The organism is Streptomyces sp. CT34, from assembly GCF_000805335.1.
Classification (GTDB): Bacteria; Actinomycetota; Actinomycetes; order Streptomycetales; family Streptomycetaceae; genus Streptomyces.
The window spans coordinates 751,390-774,231 of sequence record NZ_KN708638.1; the positions used below are offsets into that span (position 1 = coordinate 751,390).

At 71.2% G+C, this 22,842-nt stretch carries 22 protein-coding genes and 5 pseudogenes; 11 read left to right on the forward strand and 16 right to left on the reverse strand.

The annotated features are described in order from the left end of the window. Positions 1-16: 16 nt before the first annotated feature. Entirely contained in the window at positions 17-496 is a 480-nt protein-coding gene (locus tag RZ84_RS03295; RefSeq protein WP_043263019.1) for a MarR family winged helix-turn-helix transcriptional regulator, read from the reverse strand. Positions 497-610: 114 nt separating this feature from the next. Between RZ84_RS03295 and RZ84_RS03300 the strand changes: the two genes are divergently transcribed. Together RZ84_RS03300 and RZ84_RS03305 are read left to right on the forward strand one after the other, a co-directional pair. Next, positions 611-1,357, forward strand: coding sequence for a dienelactone hydrolase family protein (locus RZ84_RS03300; RefSeq protein ID WP_043263020.1), 747 nt, complete (start codon positions 611-613; stop codon positions 1,355-1,357). Between the two features lie 71 nt (positions 1,358-1,428). Then, positions 1,429-2,190, forward strand: coding sequence for a nucleotidyltransferase domain-containing protein (locus tag RZ84_RS03305; protein ID WP_043263021.1), 762 nt, complete (start codon positions 1,429-1,431; stop codon positions 2,188-2,190). Here the strand turns inward: RZ84_RS03305 and RZ84_RS03310 are convergent. Continuing rightward, positions 2,153-3,083 (reverse strand): annotated as a pseudogene (locus RZ84_RS03310) (IS701 family transposase); the annotation flags it as partial. The gene RZ84_RS03305 and the pseudogene RZ84_RS03310 overlap by 38 nt on opposite strands. A 1-nt stretch (position 3,084) precedes the next feature. On the opposite strand from RZ84_RS03310, the pseudogene RZ84_RS03315 reads away from it, so the two are divergent. Together RZ84_RS03315 and RZ84_RS38745 are read left to right on the forward strand one after the other, a co-directional pair. After that, positions 3,085-3,711, forward strand: a pseudogene (locus tag RZ84_RS03315) (glycosyltransferase); the annotation flags it as partial. 207 nt (positions 3,712-3,918) lie between these two features. Further along, on the forward strand, positions 3,919-4,149 hold the full coding sequence (locus RZ84_RS38745) for a hypothetical protein (RefSeq protein ID WP_157878758.1): 231 nt from the start codon (positions 3,919-3,921) through the stop codon (positions 4,147-4,149). Between the two features lie 15 nt (positions 4,150-4,164). Here the strand turns inward: RZ84_RS38745 and RZ84_RS37835 are convergent. The 5 genes and pseudogenes from RZ84_RS37835 to RZ84_RS03335 all read right to left on the reverse strand — a co-directional run. Further along, positions 4,165-4,371, reverse strand: a pseudogene (locus tag RZ84_RS37835) (IS5/IS1182 family transposase); the annotation flags it as partial. Positions 4,372-4,408: 37 nt separating this feature from the next. Then, positions 4,409-5,060, reverse strand: a pseudogene (locus RZ84_RS03320) (response regulator transcription factor). Between the two features lie 133 nt (positions 5,061-5,193). After that, on the reverse strand, positions 5,194-6,042 hold the full coding sequence (locus RZ84_RS03325) for a class I SAM-dependent methyltransferase (protein ID WP_043263022.1): 849 nt from the start codon (positions 6,040-6,042) through the stop codon (positions 5,194-5,196). Positions 6,043-6,318: 276 nt separating this feature from the next. After that, positions 6,319-7,323: a phosphotriesterase family protein gene (locus tag RZ84_RS03330; RefSeq protein ID WP_043263023.1), complete on the reverse strand. Its 1,005-nt coding sequence runs from the start codon at positions 7,321-7,323 to the stop codon at positions 6,319-6,321. 4 nt (positions 7,324-7,327) lie between these two features. Further along, complete coding sequence (locus tag RZ84_RS03335) at positions 7,328-7,903, reverse strand: carboxymuconolactone decarboxylase family protein (protein ID WP_052229752.1); 576 nt, start codon at positions 7,901-7,903, stop codon at positions 7,328-7,330. A 470-nt stretch (positions 7,904-8,373) separates the two neighbouring features. Here RZ84_RS03335 and RZ84_RS03340 point away from each other — a divergent pair, with 470 nt between their 5' ends. Beyond that, positions 8,374-9,633 (forward strand): FAD-dependent oxidoreductase, encoded by a 1,260-nt coding sequence (locus RZ84_RS03340; RefSeq protein ID WP_052229753.1) that lies wholly within the window; start codon positions 8,374-8,376, stop codon positions 9,631-9,633. Between the two features lie 75 nt (positions 9,634-9,708). On the opposite strand, the gene RZ84_RS36050 is transcribed toward RZ84_RS03340, so the two are convergent. Beyond that, the gene (locus RZ84_RS36050; RefSeq protein WP_078893547.1) at positions 9,709-10,638 is read right to left on the reverse strand and encodes a cupin domain-containing protein; all 930 of its coding nucleotides are present in this window, start codon (positions 10,636-10,638) and stop codon (positions 9,709-9,711) included. A gap of 191 nt (positions 10,639-10,829) precedes the next feature. Then, the gene (locus RZ84_RS03355; protein WP_198539933.1) at positions 10,830-11,336 is read right to left on the reverse strand and encodes a hypothetical protein; all 507 of its coding nucleotides are present in this window, start codon (positions 11,334-11,336) and stop codon (positions 10,830-10,832) included. A gap of 140 nt (positions 11,337-11,476) precedes the next feature. Here RZ84_RS03355 and RZ84_RS03360 point away from each other — a divergent pair, with 140 nt between their 5' ends. Further along, complete coding sequence (locus RZ84_RS03360) at positions 11,477-12,997, forward strand: MocR-like pyridoxine biosynthesis transcription factor PdxR (RefSeq protein WP_078893548.1); 1,521 nt, start codon at positions 11,477-11,479, stop codon at positions 12,995-12,997. A 25-nt stretch (positions 12,998-13,022) separates the two neighbouring features. Here RZ84_RS03360 and RZ84_RS03365 read toward each other — a convergent pair whose 3' ends face one another. Together RZ84_RS03365 and RZ84_RS03370 are read right to left on the reverse strand one after the other, a co-directional pair. Then, a complete protein-coding gene (locus RZ84_RS03365) occupies positions 13,023-13,637 on the reverse strand; it encodes a CBS domain-containing protein (RefSeq protein ID WP_043263024.1) in 615 nt (204 codons plus the stop codon). A gap of 255 nt (positions 13,638-13,892) precedes the next feature. Continuing rightward, positions 13,893-14,174 (reverse strand): annotated as a pseudogene (locus RZ84_RS03370) (response regulator); the annotation flags it as partial. Positions 14,175-14,364: 190 nt separating this feature from the next. Here RZ84_RS03370 and RZ84_RS42455 point away from each other — a divergent pair. Both RZ84_RS42455 and RZ84_RS03380 read left to right on the forward strand, forming a co-directional pair. Next, positions 14,365-14,616: an FMN-binding protein gene (locus RZ84_RS42455; protein WP_347232726.1), complete on the forward strand. Its 252-nt coding sequence runs from the start codon at positions 14,365-14,367 to the stop codon at positions 14,614-14,616. Further along, positions 14,609-15,382 carry an FAD:protein FMN transferase gene (locus tag RZ84_RS03380; RefSeq protein ID WP_043263025.1) on the forward strand — a complete coding sequence of 258 codons (774 nt, stop codon included), beginning with the start codon at positions 14,609-14,611 and terminating at the stop codon, positions 15,380-15,382. Before RZ84_RS42455 ends, RZ84_RS03380 begins: the two co-directional genes overlap by 8 nt. A 165-nt stretch (positions 15,383-15,547) precedes the next feature. On the opposite strand, the gene bla (RZ84_RS03385) is transcribed toward RZ84_RS03380, so the two are convergent. Then, positions 15,548-16,468 (reverse strand): class A beta-lactamase, encoded by a 921-nt coding sequence (gene bla, locus RZ84_RS03385; RefSeq protein ID WP_043263026.1) that lies wholly within the window; start codon positions 16,466-16,468, stop codon positions 15,548-15,550. A gap of 72 nt (positions 16,469-16,540) precedes the next feature. Next, positions 16,541-17,458 carry a class A beta-lactamase gene (gene bla, locus RZ84_RS03390; RefSeq protein WP_043263027.1) on the reverse strand — a complete coding sequence of 306 codons (918 nt, stop codon included), beginning with the start codon at positions 17,456-17,458 and terminating at the stop codon, positions 16,541-16,543. Positions 17,459-17,600: 142 nt separating this feature from the next. Between bla (RZ84_RS03390) and RZ84_RS03395 the strand changes: the two genes are divergently transcribed. From RZ84_RS03395 to RZ84_RS03405, 3 genes are all read left to right on the forward strand, one after another. Then, a complete protein-coding gene (locus RZ84_RS03395; protein WP_043263028.1) occupies positions 17,601-18,608 on the forward strand; it encodes a LysR family transcriptional regulator in 1,008 nt (335 codons plus the stop codon). Then, a complete protein-coding gene (locus RZ84_RS03400) occupies positions 18,605-19,540 on the forward strand; it encodes a serine hydrolase (RefSeq protein WP_043263029.1) in 936 nt (311 codons plus the stop codon). The genes RZ84_RS03395 and RZ84_RS03400 overlap by 4 nt, the downstream gene beginning before the upstream one ends. Positions 19,541-19,623: 83 nt before the next feature. Next, the gene (locus RZ84_RS03405) at positions 19,624-20,214 is read left to right on the forward strand and encodes a hypothetical protein (RefSeq protein WP_043263030.1); all 591 of its coding nucleotides are present in this window, start codon (positions 19,624-19,626) and stop codon (positions 20,212-20,214) included. Between the two features lie 53 nt (positions 20,215-20,267). On the opposite strand, the gene RZ84_RS03410 is transcribed toward RZ84_RS03405, so the two are convergent. The 3 genes from RZ84_RS03410 to RZ84_RS40500 form a co-directional block, all read right to left on the reverse strand. Continuing rightward, a complete protein-coding gene (locus tag RZ84_RS03410; RefSeq protein WP_043263031.1) occupies positions 20,268-21,533 on the reverse strand; it encodes an alpha/beta fold hydrolase in 1,266 nt (421 codons plus the stop codon). A 15-nt stretch (positions 21,534-21,548) separates the two neighbouring features. Then, complete coding sequence (locus RZ84_RS03415) at positions 21,549-22,265, reverse strand: GntR family transcriptional regulator (RefSeq protein ID WP_043263032.1); 717 nt, start codon at positions 22,263-22,265, stop codon at positions 21,549-21,551. Positions 22,266-22,346: 81 nt separating this feature from the next. Then, the coding region (locus RZ84_RS40500) for an aldehyde dehydrogenase family protein (RefSeq protein WP_241777542.1) at positions 22,347-22,842 on the reverse strand (496 nt) is incomplete at its 5' end.

Sequence of the window (22,842 nt, forward strand, 5' to 3'; positions counted from 1 at the left end):
GGACGTCGCCGGGAGGTCAGGTCCGGGTGTGGTGGTCCAGCAAGCGGGTGAGCAACCGCACGAACTGGTCGCGTTCGGCCGGACCCAGCGGCGCGAGCAGTTCATCGTGAAGGTCGTCCAGGACCTTGTCGAGGCGCCGCAGCCGACGGCGGCCCTTGGTGGAGATCGTGATGACGTTGCGGCGCCGGTCGTCGGGATCCGGCGCCCGCTCGACGAGGTCACGCTCGGCCAGTTCGTTGAGCACGCCGACCATGTCGCTGCGGTAGATGCCGGTGCGCCTGCTCAGGGTCGCTTGGCTCCCGGGTCCGTACTCCTGCAGTGAGGCGAGCACGGCGTAGTGCCACTTGCGGGCGTCGACCCGGGCCAGCCCTTCGTTGATGAGCCGGTCCGACCGCGCGGTCAGCTGCGACAGCAGTCGGCTCGCCCGTCGACGCAGCCGGTCGGGCGTCTCGGGCGCGCCGCCGTCGGGCGGGTACGCGGCTTCGGCTCTGGTCATGGCGGCAATCCTACCCATTGCGTTAGTTCGACTAACGATGTACGTTCACCCACACCGAAACCGTTAGTGAAGTAAACGTTTATTGGGCGAACGCCAAGGAAGGAAGACCCCACCATTCCCACCAAGACGCTGCAGATTCCCACCACGGACGGCCAGGCCGACGCCTTCGCCGCCTTCCCCGACCACGGCGAGCGGCACCCAGGGGTGCTGATGTACGCGGACGCCTTCGGCATCCGGCCCGTGCTGCGGGAGATGGCCCGCGAACTGGCCGGGCACGGCTACTACGTGCTGGTCCCCAACTTCTTCTACCGGCACGGCCCGACACCGGTGGTCGAGCTTCCCGCGCACATCGGAGAAGAGGTCCGGCCCGGGGTCATCGCCCAGCTGATGCCCTTGATCGAGGCGCACACCGACGAACGTGTCCTGAGCGACGCCGACGCCTACCTCAGGTTCCTCACCAACCAGCCCGAGGTCAGCGCCGGGCCGGTCGCGGTGACCGGCTACTGCATAGGCGGCCTCCTGGCGATGCGCACCGCGGCGGCCCGCCCCGACCAGGTGGCCGCGGTCGCCGGATTCCACGGCCCCGTGGGCGCCGACGGGCCCGACAGTCTGCGCCGCCTCCTCTCCACGCTCACCGGCCAGGTCCACCTCGGCCACGCCGAAACCGACATGACGCCCGAGGCCCTCGACGAGCTCAACCAGGCCCTGGACGCCGCGGGTGTCGACTACACCTCGGAGATCTACCCCGGCACCATCCACGGCTTCACCATGTCCGACACCGACGCCTTCAACCCCTCCGCACTACAGCACCACTGGGACCGCCTGCTCCCCCTCCTCGACCGCACCCTGGCGAGTGCCTGATACTCCAGCCGTAGATCGTGATCATTCAGAATCTACGGCGCGGCAGATGGCCGTGTGCGAGGATCTTGGCCGTGGCGGCGATTGATACGGATCACGTGCTCAAGCGGTTCGTCTCCGAGTTACGGCGAGCGGTGCCGACGGTGGCCGTGTGGGCACACGGTTCACTCGCGCTGGGCGATTTCCAACCCGGACGCAGCGACCTCGATCTCATCGCGATAGTCGAGATCCCTTTGGGCTGCGAGCAGAGGGGTCGGCTGGGCACCATTCACCAGCGGCTGCTGGACGAAGAGCCGGCTGCGGCCAAGTTGCACTGCTCGTACATGGTCAGAACTCGGCTTTCCGATACCGAGGCAGACCATGTCACCTGGGCGCACAACATGATCCTGGAACGCCCAGTGACACCGGTGACCCGCCAGGAATTGCTCGACGGCGGGCTCACGCTCTACGGCCCGCCGCCGATGGAGTTGCTCCCGCGGCTCGTCCCTGGGCAGTTGGAGGAGTTCATCCGGCGCGACCTGGAACAGTACCGGCTTCCGGCCGCGGGCAAACCCCTGCTCTGGCTCCGGGACATCTGGGTAGACCTTGGCCTTCTGGTCCTGGCCCGCGCCACCGTTACGCTGCGCGATGGGCGGCTGATCACGAAGGGCGAGGCCCTTGCGGAACTGCTGGAAATGGGTGCGCCCACAGACGTGGTTCGTGACATCCACGACCGTCGCTACTCAAATCCCAAGCCGATTAGCCGGTTGCAACGCATTCGCCGAGCGATGCGGGCCCGCGCCTTCGTCCGACGCGGTATCAAGCGCACTCTGGCCATGGGCAGAAGCGCTGAGTAGGCACCGCTGGCTGGAGAGCCGCCTGCCGCCGGTAGTGGGAGTCTCGGGTGCGGGCTTGGTGTTGTCGACGCCAGTGTGACCAGCGCAGTCGGTACGCGAGGTCGTGGCCGGGGCTGATCACAGCCGCGAACGGGTGCCGGATCTCATTGCCGGTCAAGGGGATCAGGCCGTCGGGGGTGGGGTAGTCGCGGCGTTCGGTGGCTGCGGTGATGGCGAGGAAGACGTGGGCGAGCATGGCGAGGGTGACCCGGCGGTGCCAGGAGGTCCAGCGGCGGACCTGGTGCTCATCCAGGCCGGCCAGGCCCTTGCCGGTCTGGAACGTTTCCTCCACCGTCCAGCGCCGTCCGGCCACTCGCACCAGCTCGGGCAGCGGCACCAGGTCAGGTGAGAAGCAGCGGTAGAAGGCGAGTTCGCCGGTACGCCGGTTGCGGCGGAACGGCAGCCACCAGTGCCCTGGCCGACCGGCCGGGCCGTGGATGTCGACCTGTGCCCAGTCGTGGTATCGGTCGCCCTTCGTCCCCGCTCCGGCCGACAACCGCGGCCAGGCCCGCTTCGGGATCCGCGCCGCCAGGGCCTTCGCCTGAAACTTCCCCGCCTGCGTGACGACGGGGTGGGTGCTGGAGACGGTTAGCACATAGCCGGTGTGGCGGTGTTCCAGAGCGGCCCGCAGGTGTGGGTTGTCGCCGTAGACCTCGTCTCCCGTTGACCCAGCGCGCGGGAGTGCCAGCGTCCAGGGCCTGGACGACCATGCGGGCGGCGAGTTGAGGCTTGGTCGCGAAGGCCAGACCGTCGGGGATACCCGACCTGCGGCAGCGGTCTGGGTTGTCGGTCCAGGAGCGCGGCACGTACAGGGCCCGGTCGATCGCCGCGTGTCCACGGGCGGCGGAGTAGACACCCGACGACCGTCCGCTCCCGGAAGGGCTGGAGGAGTTCCTGGACGCCGGCGAACCGCCGGTGTACGTGGGTTTCGGCAGCATGGCTGCGCACACCCCGAAGGACATCGCCCGGGTGGCCATTGAAGCGAGCCGCGCGCACGGCCGCCGTGTACTCCTCGCCCGCGGCTGGGCCGACCTGGCCCCGATCGACGACGTCGATGACTGCTTCGTCGTCGGTGAGGTCAACCAGCAGGCACTGTTCCGCCGGACGGCCGCCGTCGTGCACCACGGTGGCGCGGGCACCACGACGACGGCGGCCCGGGCCGGGGCGCCACAGGTGGTGGTCCCCCAGATCGCGGATCAGCCGTACTGGGCCGGCCGAGTTGCCACGCTGGGCATCGGCGCGGCTCACGACGGCCCGACGCCTACCCTCGACTCCCTGTCCGCCGCGCTCACAACGGCCCTGACGCCCGAGACCCGGGCACGAGCGAGGGCCGTGGCCGGCACCATCCGCACCCACGGGGCGACGGTGGCCGCGAAACTGCTCCTCGACACCGCCGGCCAGGAAGGCCGCCCGTGTCCGAGTGAACCACGCGAATCGTCGAGCCGGCACCGACGGGACAACACCGAATTCCGGGATCATTGATTCAGGAGTTCCAAGGCGTGTCCGATGGGTCTGCTGCTTGGCCACTGGTCGTACCCTGCGGGTCGTTGACTTGCCGCTTGGGCGGCCGATCTTGATCGAAGTTGACCGTTTCGGCGGCGCAAGCGAGTGATAGCGGCAATCCACCCGTGTCTCCACGGCCGGACAGTCGTAGTCAGTTTCCAACGTCTTCTAAATGAAGGGAAGTTCATGCGACGCATCGCTACGGTCGCCGTCGGCGCCGCCGCACTCCTCGCTCTCGGCGCCCCGGCCGCCAACGCCGAAGGCGACCCAGCCGGAGCCTTGCCGGGCAAGAGTCTGACCAATGCGATCGATAGGCTCTTCGACCCCGGAACTCCCGGCGGCAAGGTGGATCAGGCCGTCGGCTCGACCGCGAGTGGGGTAGGGGATGGACTCAAAGGGCTGCTCGGCCCAAGCTGACGGCTCTACGACGAGTTATCGGCGGAGCCACAGCCGGATTGCGGCGAGGACGGCCGTTCCGTGAAAGACATACGCCCTCTTGTCGTATCGGGTCGCTATGGCTCGGAAGCTCTCGAGCGCGTTGATGTCCCGCTCGACTTCGTTCCTGCGGGCGTGGCGCGTCGGGTCGAAGCCGGCGGGGCGTCCGCCTCGGCCGCTCCGTCGGCGGTTGTCCCGCCGGTCCCCGTCGAACACGCCCTGGGGTCCCGGCCGGTGCCGGTCAGGGAATCGGCCGCTGTTCCTCGGTCGCCAGGACCGCACCCGCACGGGTGTCGACGCCGAGCTTGTCGTGGATGCGGGCCAGATGCGTCTTGCGGGTTGCCTCGCCGATGAACAGGGCGCGGGCGATCTCACGGTTTACGAGGCAGCGGGCCAGTTGGCCGAGGATGTCCAACTGCCGTCCGGTGAGCACGGCATGGGGTTTGCGTACGCTCTCCATCACGCCGTTGGTAGGGGGCACCGACAGCACGCCCAGTCCTCCGCGGCTGGGGCGATCGCGGCGAACAGCTCGTCCGGCCGCTCGGCCTTGAGGAGGTAGCCGGACGCACCGACATGGACGGCACGGGTGACGTCGGCGTCGGTGCCGTACGTGGTGAGCACCAGGGCGGGGTGCCCGGTACCTCGGTGACGATACTGCGGCGGGTGGCTTCGATCCGTCGATGCCGGTGCGGAGGCCGAGGTCCATGAGCACCACATCGGGCCGCTGCTTGGCGGCGACGGCCAGTGCCCCCTCGCCGGTGGCCCCCTCGCCGACGATCTCGATGCCCGGTTCGGCGGACAGCCGGGCGCAGACCGGCCCGGACCACCGCGTGGTCGTCACACAGCGCCAGGCGGACCCGCCGACCAGGCGCTGTGCCGGGATCACCGTCGATACGGAAGTGCACGGCCGGGCCCCCGACAGCCCGGTCCGGCGCGATGCGTCGAACGCCGTGCATCGGTCCGCCCGTTCGGAAACCGAAAAGCCGGCAGTCCACGCCGTGGCTCACGGACGGGGCGGCCACGCCGTCAGTGCGATGGGGCTGGGCCGGAACGGCCCTGGTCCTGCGGCTTCCGTCCCCAAGCGGAGATCAGCGGCGCCGTGGCGGTGTCGAGGTGCCCGGATCCGATGTTCGCCAGATGTTCCTCGATCTCCTCGGCCGTCGCCAGTCCGCTCTCGATCAGCGAATCGCGGATCTGCCGCACGGTGGCGGCCTCCAGCGCACTCCCGGCCGGAGACGTGATCGGAAAGTACGCATCCGCTTCGACATCGGTCAGTCCCGCCGTGCGCAGCAGCCTGGGGAGCGTGCGCCCGAAGGCGAGTTGCGCGCCCCGCTCCGCGAGCAGCGCTCGAAAGCCCCGCCGGATCCGGTTGGCCAGCTCCTGCTCGGGGCCGTACTCATCGGGGCAGGCCAGCGGCTGGAGCGCCGGATCGGCATCCTCCACCAGCAGCCACCCGCCGGGGCGCAGGGCCCGCACCATGGCACGCAGTGCGGCCTCGCGCCGCGGCACGTGCACCAGGACGAGTCGCGCGTGGACGAGGTCGAACGGCCCCGGCGGCGGCTCGTCGGCGGCCACGTCGTGCCGCACCACCTCGTACGGCGCCCGGGCTTGCGGCATCCATGACGTATCGAGATCGGTGGCCAGCACCCGGCCCTTCTCCCCGACCCGCTCGGCCAGCCACCCGGGCACGCTCGGGCCGCCCGCCCCGACCTCCCAGCAGCTCCACCCGTCCGCGATCCCCAGCGCCCGCAGCCGCCGGAACGTCACCGGATCGAAGAGCTCCGCCAACGCCGCGAACCGCTCCCCGGCCTCGGCTTGTTGGTTGTCGAGCAGATATCCCTTGCCGCGCCCGTCGACCGCTTCGTAGTCCGTCATCGCCCGAAATTAACAGGGGTGATCCACCAACCGCGGGGAGGGGCGGCGCGCGGTCAACGATGTCGCCCACGGACCCCTGGCCGGGGCCGGCCATCCCAACTCGTCACCGCACACGGCGGCTCGGCCGATATCACCGGCCTGCTGATCCGCCCCGACGGCTACGTGGCCTGGGCCTGCGACTCCCCCCGCCCGGCCCGCCGAGCTGGCCGAGCTGCGGGCGGCCAGCCGGCGCTGGTTCACGGCCTGAGGGCCGCAGCCGCCGCGTCCAGCGCTACTTCACGTTCCGTCGAAGATGCGGCGTGGGTTGTCGACGAGCATCGTGTTGATCTGCTCGTCGGTCACGCCTCCTTTGCGGATGTCGGGCAGTACCCGGTTGCCGAGGTGCAGGTAGTTCCAGTCGGGCGCCATCGTGTGGCGCAGCTTCTCGTCGAACCAGTCGATGTAGCAGTTCACGTCGTGGGAGAGGACGATGTGGTCGGCGTACCCCAACTCGCACATTTCGATCAGGGTCTTGTTGCGCGACTCATAGGTCGGAAGCCCAAGGGCCGGAGGGTAGTTGACGCCGAATCGGTCAAAGCCGAGCCAGAAGCCGTGGTCGGCCAGTTCGCGAAGGTGGTCCAGGGAGGTGGTGTCCCCGCTGTGCCCGAGCACCACACGGCGCGGATCGACTCCTTCCTCGTCGCAGATCACCCGCTTGACCTCCAGCCCGGTCTTGGAATCGGCATGGGTGTGCACGGTGATCGGGACGCCCGTTCGGTGATGCACCGCGGCCATGGCACGCATCACCCGCTCGACGTCCTCGGTAAGGCCGAATTCATCGATCGCGCACTTGAGGTTTCCGGCCTTGACGCCGCCGGTGCCGGCGATGCCCTCCGTGATGTCGCGGACGCAGTGCTCGATGATCGGATCGGGTTGTTCGTCGAGTCCGTAGCGCTTGAGCGCGGGGCCACGCGCGAAGAACGTGAACGGCAGGTCACGGAAGGTGTACAGGCCGGTCGAGACGATGATGTTGAGTTCGGGCACCTGCCTGGCGACCTGCTGCATGAGCGGCACGTTGCGGCCGTTGCCCGGCGCCGTGCATTCGACCATCGTCTTCACGCCCTGCTGGGCGAGTTCGCGCAGCTGCCTGACCGCGTCGGCGACCCTGTCGTCGGTGTTGCCCCACTCCTGCGGCCAGTTCTGCTCGATGTCGGGGTTGAAGACGAAGATGTGCTCGTGCATGTAGGTGCGCCCGAGGTCGGCCGTGTCCACCGGGCCACCGATGGTATTCACCGTGGTCATCGCACTACTCCCCGGCGGCAGCGGAACCCGGCTCGGGCGACCCGTCCGCCTTGTCGGCGGCGGACCAGTCGGGCGGCTGCTGGTCGATGTCGACCTCCAGGCTTTCCGCGAAGATCGCGTTCAGGACGTAGTGGCCGATGAGCATGGTGGCGATCGCCACACCGTCCTCGCCCAGCACGGTGCGGGCGGCCTCGAAGGTCTCCGTGCCGGCCTTCCCCTTGGTCACGCATTCCTCGGCGTAGCGCAACAGCGCGGCCTGTGTGGGGTCGGCGTCGGACAGGTCGCCGGTCGTGGCCGCGGCGATGTCCTTGTCGGAAGCCCCCACTTGTCTCGCCCGCGGCTCATGGTGGTGACGCTCATAGTCGCAGCCGGTCAGGGCGGCCACCCGCAGGATCGCCAGTTCCCTCAGGACCGGGCTCAGTGCCGAATTCTGCAGTGCGTTGCCCTGGCGCAGGAAAGCCTCCGTGATATCGGGGTCCGCGACGAGCATGGCCCGCACCAGGTTGATGGGGAACAGGTCGTAAAGCTCCCGCTCGCGCGGGGTCATCGTGGCGGGGTCGCGAAGCGTGATCCGGGCCATCGTGGGCCTCCTCCGTCGAGACTGCACGTTGCCACTCGGAGCGCACACCGAAGCGAGCCTGCTCAACGGGGCCGGCGAGTCCGGTGAGCCGGCCGCCACTGGGTGCCGGCGGCGCCTTCGTACGTGCTCGGGGCACCCAAGGCCGGATGCCTGGGCGCACAGTTGCTCCTTCGGCCAACTCCTGTCTGTTCTCACGCTACGACGTACCTGCCGATACGGCGACAAAGCGCATATCAAGCCGGAAACCGACCGCTTCGACCTCGGAGAACGCCGCCTGGTGCCGCACTAGTGCACTCGACTCATGCCTGACCGCTCGCCCACCCGGTCGTCACGTCGACACACCCCCCCACGGTCCGCAGCGCACCCACCCGATCCTCGCCTGAGCACTAGTGCGCTATCTGTACAAGTACCCGCCATACCAGAGGAGTTGCGCTTGCCGGATACATGTTTACGTCGCATATTCTCCGCCCGTGGGGAACACCGACATACTCATCTCCGGCGCCGGTATCGCCGGCACCGCGCTGGCGTACTGGCTGCGCAGGGCCGGCTGCACCGTCACGGTCGTCGAACGCGCACCGGAGCCCCGGCCGGGTGGCCAGACCGTGGACCTGCGGGGCGCGGGACGCACCGTGGTCGCACGCATGGGGCTGATGGACCGGGCGCGGGCGCTGAGCGTCGAGCAGCGCGGCCTGGTATGCGTCAACGCCTCCGGCCGGATCACCGCCCGGATGCCGGCGGACAGCTTCGGTGGCGAGGGAATCGTCTCCGAGATCGAGATCCTGCGCGGAGACCTCGGCCGCCTGCTGTATGACGCCACGGCGCCGGAGACCGAGTACGTCTTCGACGACACCGTCACCGGGCTCGACGAGGACGACGACGGGGTCACCGTCACCTTCGAGAAGGCAGCCGCACGCCGATTCGGGCTGGTCGTCGGTGCGGACGGGCTGCACTCGGTGGTACGTGCCCTGGCGTTCGGGCCGGAGTCGGACCACGTCCGCCCCCTGGGCGTCCACACGGCGTGGTTCACCGCCGTCGAGGAGCTGGAGCTCGACGGCTGGTACCAGATGTTCAACGTGCCCGGTGGGCTCGTCGCCTCGGCCCGGCCGGGCCGTCGAGCCGGCGAGATCAAGGCCGGCCTCAGCTTCCGGTCGGCACCGATCGCCTACGACCGCCGCGACACCGCGGCACAACAGGACCTGGTGGCCCGACGCTTCGCCGGGGCCGGATGGGAAGTGCCGCGGCTGCTGCGGGCGATGCGCACCGCGTCCGACTTCTTCTTCGACTCCATGGGCCAAGTACACCTCGACAGTTGGGCTCGCGGCCGAGTGGTGCTGCTCGGCGACGCCGGCTACTGCCCCACCCCCCTCACCGGCCTCGGTACCAGCCTGGCCCTGGTCGGTGCCTACGTGCTGGCGGGTGAACTGGCCTCCGCCGGCGGCGATCACCGCGTCGCCTTCCGCAACTACGACGAGTCCATGCGCCCCTACGTCGACCAGGCCCAGCAGTTGCCGCCCGGCGGCGTCGCGGGATACGCGCCCTCCAGCGCGCTCGCGATCTGGTTGCGGGGCCTCTCGATGCGCTCGATGGCCCGCTGGCCGATGCGGAATCTGCTCGCCGCGCAGTTCGCCAAAGCAGGAGACATCGCACTGCCCGACTACGGCCTTCATACAGCCGGGGAACAGCCGGCGTCATCTGCCGGGACGGGACGCCGATCCACAACGATCCGTTGAGGAACGGTGATTGGGGCCGGACTCGGCTGTTTGGGGGCACGACCGGGCGGCCGTGCCCGTAGCGAAACCCGGTTCCTAGCTCTCCTCGTAGACGACGTGGTACCTGCGCGTGTACCGGTTGAGTGCGGCCGGGTCGAAGCGTCCCGCCTTGCTCACCTCGGTCCGGTGCTCGATCAGGGCCTCCACCACGCACTCCCAGCCTCCTGGTGAGGAGATCTGGAGCACACGGGGCGGCGGAGTCGAACCGGGGCGTATCGCGTGCGGTACGCCGTGCGGCAGCAGGACGAACTGCCCGTTGCTCACGGTGTGCACGTCCCCGTCGAACTCGACGTCCAGCGCGCCGTCGAGCACGTAGATGCACTCATCGGCCACGTGGTGGGTGTGACGCGGGACCGGCTGCGCAACGGTGACCTCCAGCAGCGAGAACAGCCCGTCGGTGTCGGCGGTGCGCGCCTTGACGCTGAACGCGGGCGGCACCTCGATCCGGCCCGGTCGGGCCTCGCCCCTGTCCAGGACGAAGAAGCGCTGCCGGTCGCCCCAGTCATCGGGGTCCCCCGCCCCGAGGTGGTATCGCATACCGTGCCGTTTGCCCAGTGCGTTGACCCGGTCCCGATCGCTCCCGGCACCCGCCTCTGTGACGTCCTCCAGAAAGCGCTCCCAGCCGCCGGGCGCCGACAGTTGCAGTGCGTGTACGGCGGAGCCGTCCTCGCCGAGGTTGCGCATGGCGTGGGTGACGCCGCGGGGAACCAGGGCACACATACCGGGGGTGAGGTGGTGGGTCCTGCCGTCGTAGTCGATGCCGAGGTCGCCGTCGAGCACGTAGACGAACTCGTCGAAGGTGTCGTGCACATGGGCGGGGATGCTGCCGTCCCCGCGGTTCTCCATCAGGGAGAAGCGGCCCTGGGTGTCGTCGACTCCGGCCTTGACGGTGGTCCACGGCGGCAGGGGGACACGGGTGGGACGCGAGGCGCCCGCGTCGAGCAGGAAGAAGCGGTCCTTGGGCATGCGGATGTCCTTTCCGGCCGGATCGGAGCTCCAAGATTCGAGAGCTGAGCTCCGAGATCCCGAGATCCGAGTTCCCGAGATCCGAGATCCGAGATCCGGCTGCGCTCTTCGGGCGTGGGGGCCGCGAAGAGGTGTGGTGGCTGGGTGAGTTGCGAGGGAACGAGGGGGATGAGGGGAATGAGGGGAACCGGTCAGGGGTGTTCCAGTCCGAGCTTGCGGTCGAGGGCGAATGCGCAGGTGTCAGTGGGGGCCAGCGCCAGGAGCAGGGCGAGGCCGGTGGCGCTGAACACCGAGGCGTTGAGGGGCGCCTCGGGGTGGGAGAAGAAGAACATCGACAGTGCGAAGGTGAGCAGCACACCCGCGCCGGCCCAGGCCGAAAGCCGTACGGCCACCCCGAGCAGCAGGGTGATGCCCAGGATCGCTTCGGCCGCGGTCGCCAGCCTGCCCGCGATGTCGACGAACCCGCCCGGTAGGTACGGGGCGAGTTCGTGCACATAGGCCAGGTAGCGGTCGTAGTCGCCCCAGGCGACCTTGCCGGATCCGGGGTCGCCCCACAGGCCGAATCGGTCGGCGACCGCCGACAGGAAGCCGGTCGCCAGGGCGAGGCGGGGGGAGGGGGGGGGGCCCGCCCACGCCCGTGGGCTGTCGCCGGCGCGGTGAGCCCACTGCCGCAGGCCGTCCAACTTGGTCATAGCCACGGATGTCTGTCCGTTCCTTTACGTCCATTGCCGGGTCGGTGGGGCCGTATCGGCACCGGAGTCGGGCGGCGGACCGGTCGACCGCTGTGTTCCGGGGCCAACGCTAGAGGCGAAGCGGTGCCCGGGTAGGGTCCACTTTCATGGCTGATTCGGGTACCACTTCCGGTCCGGAGCTCCTGGTCGTGCTGTCGCACCGGGCGGGCACGCCGCTGCGGGGGCAGTTGGAGTCCGCATTGCGCGGGGCGGTGCGCGACGGGCGCCTGGCGTCCGGGCAGCGTCTGCCGGCCAGCCGGGTCCTCGCCGCCGACCTCGGTGTGTCCCGGCGCCTGGTGGTGGACGTCTACGACCAGCTCACCGCCGAGGGCTATCTGACCGCCCGCGCGGGCTCCGGCACCTGGGTCTCCGACCTGGCGGTGGCCGCCGATTCCGCACCGGACGCGGACGATCGGACCGAACTCCCCTCGCCGCGCTGGGACTTGCGGCCGGGAGTTCCGTCACTTGCCCACTTTCCGCGCCAACAGTGGCGGCGTGCTTGGCTGTCCGCCCTGAGCGGTGCCTGTGACGCGGACCTGGGATACCCCCAGGCGGCCGGTCATGCCCGCCTGCGCGAGGCGATCGCCGCGTATCTCAACCGTGTACGCGGCGTCGCCGCCACCCCGTCAACCACCCTGATCTGTGCCGGGTTCACCCAAGGGCTGGATCTGCTCTGCCGCACCCTGCGCGCCGGCGGTGCCCGAACCGTGGCCCTGGAGGACCCCGGTCTGCCGCACCGGGCTCCCATCATCCGCCGTGCCGGCCTGACGCCGCTGCCGGTGCCGGTCGACGCCGACGGGCTGGTCGTCGAGGCGCTTCCCGAACGCGGGGTCGATGCCGTACTGACCACTCCCGCGCACCAGTTCCCCACCGGTGCGGTGCTGGCGCCGCATCGCCGCGAGGCGCTGCTCGCCTGGGCGGGCCGGGCCGGCGCCCTGGTGCTGGAGGACGACTACGACGGCGAGTTCCGCTTCGACCGCAGGGCGATCGGGGCGCTGCAGGGGCTGGCCCCCAACGCGGTCGTCCACCTCGGGTCGACCAGCAAGACGCTCGCCCCGGCCCTGCGCCTGGGCTGGCTCGTCGGCCCGCCCCCGCTCGTCGACCGGCTCGTCGAAGGCAAGTTCCTGAGCGACCACGGCGCCGCAACGCTGGATCAGCTCGCCCTCACCGAGATGATCGGCAGCGGTGCCTACGACCGGCACATCCGGCAGACCCGGGCGCGCTACAGAGCACAGCGGGAAGCACTCGAAGCCGCCGTCCTGCGCCATCAGGTGCCGCTGCGCCTGACCGGCGTTCCGGCGGGAGTGCAGACGCTCGCCGCCCTTGCCGACGGCCACGACCCGGAGGACCTGGTCCGTCGAGCGGCCACCGCCGGCATCGCCCTCGATGCCGTCACGCGCTACCAACTGGCCCCGGGCAGGCCGGCGCGTTCCCTGGTGATCGGCTACGGCAACATCACTCCCCACGGCATCGACGGGGCGATGGCAGCTCTCGCCCGGGTCATGGACCGCGGGCCCACCGCACGGTCGGCCGCGCCGCATGCCGAGAGCCGGGCGAGGCGGCGGGGCGAACGGCGGCCCCGGGCAGGGCGGGTGCGGGATTCCGTGCGGGTGGAGGGTGCGGTGTGAGCCGGCTGACGGCGGTCGGGCCGGCTCATCCACCGCCGTGTTCGGTCATGTCGTCTTCCTTGGCGTCCAGCCGGTTGATCACCTCGACCACACCGTCGACGCTTTCGCACAGGCGCACCGCGACGGGTACCAGGCTCCGGCGCTCCAGGGCGCCGCTGAGCGTCACCGTGCCGTCGGCGACGTCCACGGTGACGGCGGACGGGGCAACGCCCAGGGTGCGGGTCAGTACGTCTTCCAGGATCTCTTCCTGGATCGCGCGGTCGCGCCGCAGGAACAGCTGGACGAGGTCACGCCGGCTGATCACGCCGATGAGCCGGCCGGAGTCGTCGACCACCGGCAGCCGCTTGACCCGCCTCTCCTCCATCGTTCTGGCCGCCCGCACCGCGCTCCACTCCGGTCGCGCCACCACGGCGGGGCTCGTCATGATCGCACCGGCGGTGGTGCGGCCCCGTTCCTCGGACGGCCGGCGCAGCAGATCGGCCTCGGAGACGACGCCTACCGGTCGCTCGTCCTCGTCGACGACCGGAACCGCGCTGATGTCGTACTCATGGAGCAGCCGCACGATCTCCCGGAACGGGGTGCCCCGCTGGGCGACTACGGCGTTGGGGGTCATCAGATCGGCGACGCTGCGATGCCGCATGCGGTCCAGTCCCTTCTCGAGTTCCGTGCGTACGAGCCTGTCGCTGCCGGCTGCCCGCGGGTAGGGCCGGATGGCCCTCGGCGGAGCCGTTGATGGTCCCGACGTGCAGGCAGTCCCGCTCGGCCGTCGGGTCGGATCCGGCCCGACGGCTGCTGGGTTGCGGGAAGGACGCAAGTCCGCGCTTCGTCCGCACCGTCATGATATGTGCGGTATGGGAGGGGTGGACGCGAGGCCGGGGGATGTGGCCACGCCGAGGCCCGCGGTGATGCCGGCTATGCGGTCCTCGACGGCGTCACGTGCGGTGAGGAAGAGGACGCAGACCGTCTTCAGTTCGCGACGCAGCAGGTGCAGCACCTGGAGGGCGTCGATGTCGGGCAGCATCCAGTCCAGGACCACGGCGTGCGGGCGGAAGGCCGTGGCCTCCGCGAGCGCGGAGGCGCCGTCGGCCGCGCCGCGGACCTCCCAGCCCTCGCCCGCCAGGGCTCTGGAGAGCACCTCGGTGACGTCCGGCTCGTCGTCGATCACCAGGACGCGCAGCGGTGAGCCGAGCCGTCCTGACCGCGGCGTCGACCAGCGCCCTGGTCGTCCTGCTGCTCTCCCTCAAGCCGCACCAGCCCGCCGGCCTGACCGGCGACCTGGCCCAGGGGGCAGCGCACCGGCCCCGTCGCCCACCGGTCACCCGCAGCGGGGCAACCACCCGGCCAACGGCACTTACACGGGCGCCCCGGTGGACACCCGTTACGGCACCGTGCAGGTCGCCGCCACCGTCAACGCGGGCCGGCTGACGGCCGTCAGGGTGCTGCACGCCCCGTCGGACAACGGCCGTGACCAGGAGATCGCCGCCTACGCCCTGCCGCGCCTGACGCAGGAGGCGCTGAGCGCGCACGGCGCCGCCATCGACGCGGTGTCCGGCGCCAGTTACACCAGTGCCGGCTACATCCGGTCGCTGCAGAGCGCCCTGGACAAGGCCGGTGTCTGAGCCCGGGCACGGACTGCGCCACGTCGAGCGGGCGATGGGCACGGTCTTCTCGTTCGACATCCGCGACGCCCGCACCCCCGCCATCGCGTCCGCCCCGGGCGACGCCGTCGCCTGGCTGCACCACGTCGACGAGGTCTTCTCCACCTACCGCACCGACAGCCCCGGCAGCCGACTCGCACGGGGCGAGATCGGACTCGACGAGTGCCCCGCAGAGGTCCGCGAAGTCCTCGACCTGTGTGAGTGGGTGGGGCAGACCACCGGCGGCTGGTTAGGCACCACCGCGAACGGCAGCCTCGACCCGACCGGGCTGGTCAAGGGCTGGGCGGTCGAACGCGCCGCGCGGATCCTGCGGGCCGCCGGCGCCCAGAGCAGCTGTGTGAACGGCGGCGGCGACCTCCAGCTCTGCGGAGAGGCGGCCCCCGGCGTGCCCTGGCGCGTCGGGATCGCCCACCCGCTCCGGCCGGGCGACCTGTGCACCGTCGTCACCGGACGCGACCTGGCCGTCGCCACCTCGGGCACCGCCGAACGCGGCGCCCACATCCTCGACCCGCACACCGGCACCCCTACGACCCGTCTCGCCTCGGTCACCGTCGTCGGCCCCCACCTCACCACCACCGACGCCTACGCCACGGCGGCCTTCGCCATGGGCCCCGCCGCCCGGGACTGGTTGGAAGGGCTCGACGGGCACGAGGGTTTCGCCGTCACGCCCGACGGCGGGACCTGGCACACCCGCGGGTTCCCGGGAACACCGGGCGGGCCCCGGTGACCGGAGTTGGCCCAGGGCACCGGCAAACCGCCAGGTCTTCGGCGAACGCGGTGGCCGCCGCAGCGCTTCCTCGACAGACTCCTGGCACGCGGGGCTCGGAGCGGCGGGAGGCTACCCGTCCGTCCCCGCCCCGGGCCGGGCCGGGCCGGTCCCCATCCTGGCTCGTCAAGTGAGAGCGGAGACAAGCAGTTTCGTGGTGGCGGCGATCAGGGCGTCCTGGGGTGGGGTGGAGTATCCGGCGCGGTCGGACATGATGGCGACGACGAGCGGGGAGGTGTGCGGCGGTCGGACGACGGCGATGTCGTTGGCCCTGCCGTAGTCGCCGGTGCCGGTCTTGTCGGCCACCCGCCACCCTCGCGGCAGCCCGGCCCGGATGCGCCGGGCGCCGGTGGTGCCGCGCTCCAGCCAGTCGCCGAGCAGGGCGCGCCGGTCGGCGGTGAGCGCGTCGCCGAGGACCAGCTCACGGTAGTCGGCCGCGATCGCGCGGGGCGTGGTGGTGTCGCGGGGATCGCCGGGGCGGACCCGGTTCAGCTCGGGCTCGTAGTGGTCCATGCGGCTGGTGGTGTCGCCCAGTTGGCGAAGGTAGGCGGTCAGCTGCGCCGGTCCGCCGATATCGCGCATCAGCAGGTTGCCGGCGGTGCCGTCGCTGTAGCGGATGGCGGCATCGCACAGCTGCCGCAGGGTCATTCCGGTCGCGATGTGGTCCTTGGTGATGGGTGAGATGGAGTTGACGTCGGCTGCGGTGTAGGTGACGCGCCGGTCGAGCCGGCCGCTCGGGGTGTGGTGCAGGACCGCCGCGGCGGCCAGTGGCTTGAAGGTGGAGCAGAGCGCGAAGCGCTCGTCCGCGCGGTAGGAGGCCGTGGCGCCCGTACCGGTGGCCACCGCGTACACGCCCAGCCTGGCCCGGTACGTGCCTTCGAGTGCGGCGAACCGCGCGGTGGTGTCCGGAGACGCTGACGGGTGGCGGCCGGGCGCCGGGGACGAACGCGTGGTGGGACGTTCGCCCCCGGAGCACCCGGCGAGCGGCAGCAGCGCCGCGGCGGCCAGCAGGGCACGGCGGGACGGGCCTGAGCGCTCAACCGGCATCGCTGGTACCTGCTTTCACGCATCGGCCGCCACGGGCCGCCGGGGACAAGGGACGGTGGGAGGGGCGGAACGTCACTCGCCCGGGGCGAGGGTGCGCGCGACGATGCGCGCCGCGGCGGCTATCGGCGCGTTGTCGACCGGAGCCTTCGGGGTGGCTTTCGACGACAGTACGGCCAGCACGATCGGCGTCTTCCGGGTCGTCCAGGCGACGCCGATGTCGTTGCCGCTCGCGTAGTCGCCGGTGCCCGTCTTGTCCGCGACGACCCAGTCCCGCGGCAGCCCGGCGCGGAACCGTTCCCCGCTGGTGGTGTTGCCCTTCATCCAGCTGACGAGTTGTTCGCGGTCGGCGTCGGCCAGTGCCCGCCCCACGGTCAGCCGCTCACAGCTGCCGCCGATCGCCTCGGGGGTGGTGGTGTCGCGCAGGTCGCCGGGGACGGCGGAGTTCAGGTCGGTCTCCCAGCGGTCCAGTCGGCTGACCCGGTCGCCGAGCGAACGGAAGAACTCCGTGAGGCCGGCCGGGCCCCCGATCTGGCGCAGCAGGAGGTTGCCCGCCGCGTTGTCGCTGTACTGGATCGCCGCCGCGCACAGGTCGCCCACCGGCATGCCGGTGTCCACGTGCTGTGCGGTCTTCGGCGAGTTCGGCAGGATGTCCGCGGGCGGGTAGTGGATCACCTTGTCCAGCGGCGCGCAGCGCGCGTGGTCCCGCAGCACCGCGGCGGCGGCGAACATCTTGAAGGTCGAGCACATCGCGAACCGCTCCTGGGCGCGGTGGGCGACGACCTGCCCGGTGCGGACGTTGCGGGCGTACACGCCGAGCCGCATCGCGTACCGCTGCTCCAGCTCGCGCAACTCCCGTTCGGCACGCCGCTGTTGGGAGGCACCGGTGGCCGAGGCCGCCGACGACGTCGCGGCGGTGGTGAGCAGGGCGGTGGACACCGCGAGGCCGGCCTTCAGAAGGCCGCGCCGCGGCAGAGGGGTGGCACTGGTCATGCGCAGAGGTCTCCCGTACTCGTCGTCGGTTTCCGAAACTCCGGCTCCGCGGCGCTTCGACGGGGACAGCGAAACAGCCGCGCACCACTCATGTCCAAGAGTGAACTTTGAAGGAGTCATAACTTCTTGATATGACTGCTGTGTGGACCTGCTCGCGCACCTGGAGGCATACGTCACGGCCGTCGACGAGGCGAGCTTCTCGCGCGCGGCCGAGCGGCTCGGGATCGCCCAGCCGCTCCTCAGCCGGCGCATCAAGACGCTGGAGGAGCACTTCGGCGGCCGGCTGTTCGACCGTTCGCGGCGCCAGGTCGCGACCACGGAGCTGGGTCACCTCCTCCTGCCCTACGCCCAGGACGTGCTGGACCGGGCCCAGCGGCTGGGGCACGTCGCCCGGTCGGCGCGGCAGTCGGCGGTACACACCATCGGGGTGCCGGCGGACTGCGGGCCTGCCGCGCTGGCGCGGATCATCCGTGCCGGAGCCGAGCGCGACCGCACGTTCGCGGTGCGGGAGCTTGCTCCGGACGCGCGCGTGGCGGGCCTGGCCGACACCTCGCTGACGTATGCGCTGGTACGCGTCGCCCCGGAGAACGCCGCGCTGCGCGTGCCGCTCGGCCTGGCGTCCGCCCCGCCCCAGTCACCCGACGGTGCCGCCGCCGGCCCGCCCGAGGCCCGGCGGCGGACTCGTCGGCGGGCGATCCATCTGGAGGATCTGCGGCCCCGGCGCCGCGGCGGGGCGCCGGGCGAGCGGCGGGCTGCCGTGCCGATCCTCACCATGGCCGAGGACCAAGTCCCCGACGCACAGGACCGGTTGCGTCGCGCGGTCGCGCGGGCCGGGTTGCCGGAAGGCACGGTCCGGCCGGCCGGGCCGATGGCCACCGCTCTGGCCGAGACCCTCGCCGGGCAGGTGACGCTGCTGTGCACCGAACCGTTCGCACGGCGGCACGGGGCTGACTGGGCGCCGTTGGACAACGCCGCGCTGCACCGGGGCTACGACACCGGCGCGGCCCGCCGTCACGGGAGCGCGGCGCAGGTACCGGACTGGCTGGGCGCCCTCCTCGCCGCCGCGGTCGGCGCCGCCACGACCGCCCCCACCACGGCCTCCGAAGCCGCGGGCGAGGACGCCGCGTCCCGACTGGCGGCCCGCGGATGAGCGCCGCCCCCGCACCCCGCCCGGTCTGCGTCGCCGACGACGTGGACCTGCTCGGCGTCGCCGAGACGATCGCCGACGACTGGGCCGCCCTCGGCGTCCGCGGATCGTTCCTCGCCCGCCATCTCGACACCGGCGAGCAACTCGGCTTCGCCGTCGACGAACCGGTACCGCTCGCCTCGGTGGTCAAGGTCCCGCTCGCCCTCGTCGTACTGGACCGGATCGCGACCGGGGAGCTCGACGCGGCGCGGCCGGTGACGGTCGACCCGGCCACGAGCAGTGTCGGACCCACCGGACTGGCGGCGTTCCGCCACCCGGCCACCGTGGCCGTCGGCGACCTCCTCCATCTGATGCTCTCGGTGAGCGACAACGCCGCCGCCGACGCGTTGCTGGATCTCGTTCCGGTGGCGGACGTCGACGCCCGCCTGCGCGCCTGGGGGTGCTCCGGCATCCGGATGCGCCACCGGCTCAACCGCATGTTCGAGTGCGCCGCCGGTGCCGTGGGCAACGACTTCTCGCTCGCCCTGGAGCTGGCCATCCGCGACGACCACTCCGGGCGGCACACCATCGAGACGCTGGACCCCGCGCACGCCAACCTCGGCACCGCCGCGGCTCTGGTCGACCTCCTCCAGCGGGTGTGGCAGGACGACATCGGCCACCCCGAAGCCACCGCGGAACTACGCCGGTTGATGGGACGTCAGGTCTTCACCCAGCGGCTGGCGAGCGAACTGCGCGCGGACACGCTCCGGTTGTATGGCAAGACGGGCACCTTCCTGCACCTGCGGCACGAGATCGGTGTGGTGGAGGCCGCCGGCGGCGACCGGGTGGCGATGGCGGCCCTCACCCGCTCCGACCGCCGGGCCAACCTGGCACCCGACATCGACCTCGCCATCGGCACAAGCGCCCGACACGCCTTCGAGGCCCTGCGCCACTGACCACCCCGCGCCCCCGGCACCGGCACCGGCCGCGACGCACAGCACGCGGCAGCCGCCCAGCCCGCCATGGCAGAGTTGCCCTCATGTCGATCTCCACCGTTCGAGCGCGAAGACCGCTCGCCGCCCTGCTCCTCCTCAGCGCCGTCCTACCCCTGACCGCCTGCGGTCAGCAGCGGGTAGCCGCCGGCGCCCCCAGCACACCCCACAGCTCCGGCCCCTCCAGCTACGGCGCCTCCCCCTATGTGGAACCCGGAGCCCAGGACGGAGCCCCGCACTACCGCGACAACAACGCCGGACGCCAACCCCGCGACATGTCCCCCGGCAGCAAAAAGGACGCCCAGCGGGAAGCCGACCGCATCGAGCCGGTCCTCAAACGCCTCTGGAAGCAGGCGACATGGGACCCCGACAGCGTCCGCGCGGCACTGCTCGCCCTCGGGTACAAGGAACAGCGGACCGGCACCGAGGGCGAGCAGCCCGGCGGGCAACTGGACGTACGGGGCATGGAACCGCGCTTCAAGGACGACCACTACGTCACGCTCCCGGGCGCCCGCATCGGCCTCCGCGTCCACCCGGACGCCTGCGTCACCGCCTTCGTGCGGCAGACCAACTACCAGGTCCAGGTCAACGGGCCCTACCTGGAAAGCGGCTGTTTCGAACCGCCCTTCGCGCACTGACGACAACGCGAGGCAGGCTCGGCGGCAACAGATCGCCCGCACAGCGGCAGGATTCAGACGCGGCCCGCGGCCAGATCCATCAGGCGGGCGAGGACTCGGTCACCGGAGGCGGCCAGCCCGTCGTGTTCCCATTCGTTGGTGACCCAGACACGGGCGGCGCCGAGGGTGCGGGCGGTGTCGAGGGACAGACCCGCGTCCACATACATGTCGTCGTGGTAGACGACTGCGGCGAGCGGGACGGTGTTGGCGGCCAGGCGGGCGGGGTCGTACAGGGGCGGCCAGTCGGTGCGGCGGGCGAGCAGGTGGGCGGCGTCCGCGAAAGGGCGCAGGCCGCGGATGTCCTCGAACATCCAGGGGTAGATCATCTCGCCGGTGAGCAGCAGGGGATCGGCGTCCTCGGCGAACTCGGGGAGGGCGGCGTGGGCGCGGGCGGCGGCCCAGCCGGTGGGGCCGGCGCCCTGGCCGTAGAGGGTTTCCTGAAGGACGGCGTAGAGCGGGTTGTCGGTGAAGCCGGTCAGGGCCATCGCCTGGTACCGGAAGGTGTCGGTCAACTCGCCCTGGTCGTCGATGGCTTCGTCGAGGAGCCAGTGCAGGCGCTCGAATCCGTCGCCCATGCCGAGGACCATGCCGAGGGTGCGCAGGCGGCGGACGGTGAGGCGGTCGCCGTCGGGCAGCCGTATGTCCCCGGACGCGAGCAGGTCGGCTATGTGGCGCAGGCGCCGGGCGTCGTCGGGGTACCGGGCGTAGAAGTCGTGGACCCGGTCGCGTACCCGGGGGAAGGTGCGTGCGTAGACGTCGTCGGCGGTGGCGGTCGGGCCCGGCAGGCCGCCGGCGACGTAGCAGGCGCTGAGCCCTTCGGGGGCCTGGGAGAGGTAGGTGAGGGTGAGGAAGCCGCCGTAGCTCTGGCCGAGGGTTTCCCAGGGTTGTCCGCCGGACAGTTCGCGGCGGATCAGTTCGGCGTCGGCCACTATGGAGTCCGCTCTGAAGTGGCCGAGGTGGGCGGCGAGTTGCTCCGGATCGGGGAAGCGGGCGGCGGCCCGTGCGGTGAGGGGGGTGGAGCGGCCGGTGCCGCGCTGGTCGAGGAGGAGGACGCGGTGTGTCTTCAGCGCGTGGGCCAGCCAGCCGGGCGATGTTCCCGATGGGCGGGGGGACTTGCCACCCGGTCCGCCCTGGAAGTAGAGCAACCAGGGCAGTTGGTCGCCGGCTCGGGACGGGTCGGCGACCTCGCGGGCGAAGACCTGGAGGGTGTCGCCGCCGGGGTCGGTGTGGTCCAGCGGGACGGTGAAGACGTGGTCGACGGTGGTGTATGCGGGGTTCATGCCTCTCGCATTCGGTCAGCGGGGCTTCAGACGGGTGTGCAGGCCGCGCCGGGCGGGCTTCGACTCCTCGGCGCTCTCGGCCCACAGGGAGCGGACGTGACCGAGGTGACGGGTCATGCACGCCTCGGCGGCCTCGGCGTCCCCGGCCACCATCAGGTCCAGGAGTTCGAGGTGCTCCTCGGCCGAGGGGAGCAACTGGTCGCGTTCGTCCAGGGCGGTCAGGCCGTAGAGGCGGGAGCGCTTGCGCAGGTCGCCGACGGTCTCGACGAGCCGGTCGTTTCCGGCGAGGGCGAGCAGGGAGAGATGGAAACGGCGGTCGGCTTCCAGGTAGCCGATGAGGTCGTGGTCGCGGGCGGCGCGCACGATCTCCTCGGCCACCGGACGCAGCGCCGCCAGCTCCGCGCGGGAGGCGGTACGTGTGATCCGGCCGACCATCGGGACCTCTATGAGGGTGCGGATCTCGGTGTACTGGTCGAGGTCGCGTTCGTTGACCTCGGTGACCCGGAACCCCTTGTTGCGGACCGGTTCGACCAGTCCCTCCCGGGTCAGGTCGAGCATCGCCTCGCGCACCGGGGTGGCGGAGATCCCGAAGTCCTCGGCCAGGACGGGCGCCGAGTACACCTCGCCGGGCCGGAGTTCGCCCGAGATCAGAGCCGCCCGCAGGGCGTGGGCCACCTGGTCGCGCAGGCGCTCCCTGGTGGTGTTGAGGTTGCGCTGCTCCAGGTGGCCCATGGTCGCGGTGTTCCCTTCGTGCCGGCCGCCCGTGGCCGAGCGGATGACCAGCGTACAATGTCACGTTGTTTTCGCAGGTGGCTATGGGTGGGCCGGGACGAGCGTGTAGGTCCGGGTCGAGGTGTAGAAGTCCAGCGCGGCACGGCCCTGTTCGCGCGGGCCGCGGCTGGATGCCTTGGTGCCGCCGAACGGCAGATGGAAGTCGACACCGGTGGAGGGGGCGTTGACGCGGATCATGCCGGTGTCGAGCTGGTCGAGCCCGTTCAGGACCGCGTCGAGCGATGCCGTGTGCACCGAGGTGACCAGGCCGTACGGGACCGAGTTGGCGATCCCTACCGCCTGGTCCAGGTCGTCGGCGGCGAGCAGCACGGCGAGCGGGCCGAAGACTTCCTCCCGCAGGAGCCGGTGGCCGGGGGGCACGTTTTCCACCAGGGCCGGGGCGGCGAACCAGCCGCCGCTCTCGCCGGGCACCCGGCCGACCGCGACTTCCGAGAGCCCCTGGGACGCCTCGGCGACCCGGCTGCGGGCCGGTTCGCCGATGAGCGGGCCGCAGACGGTGGCGGGGGCGGCGGGGGGG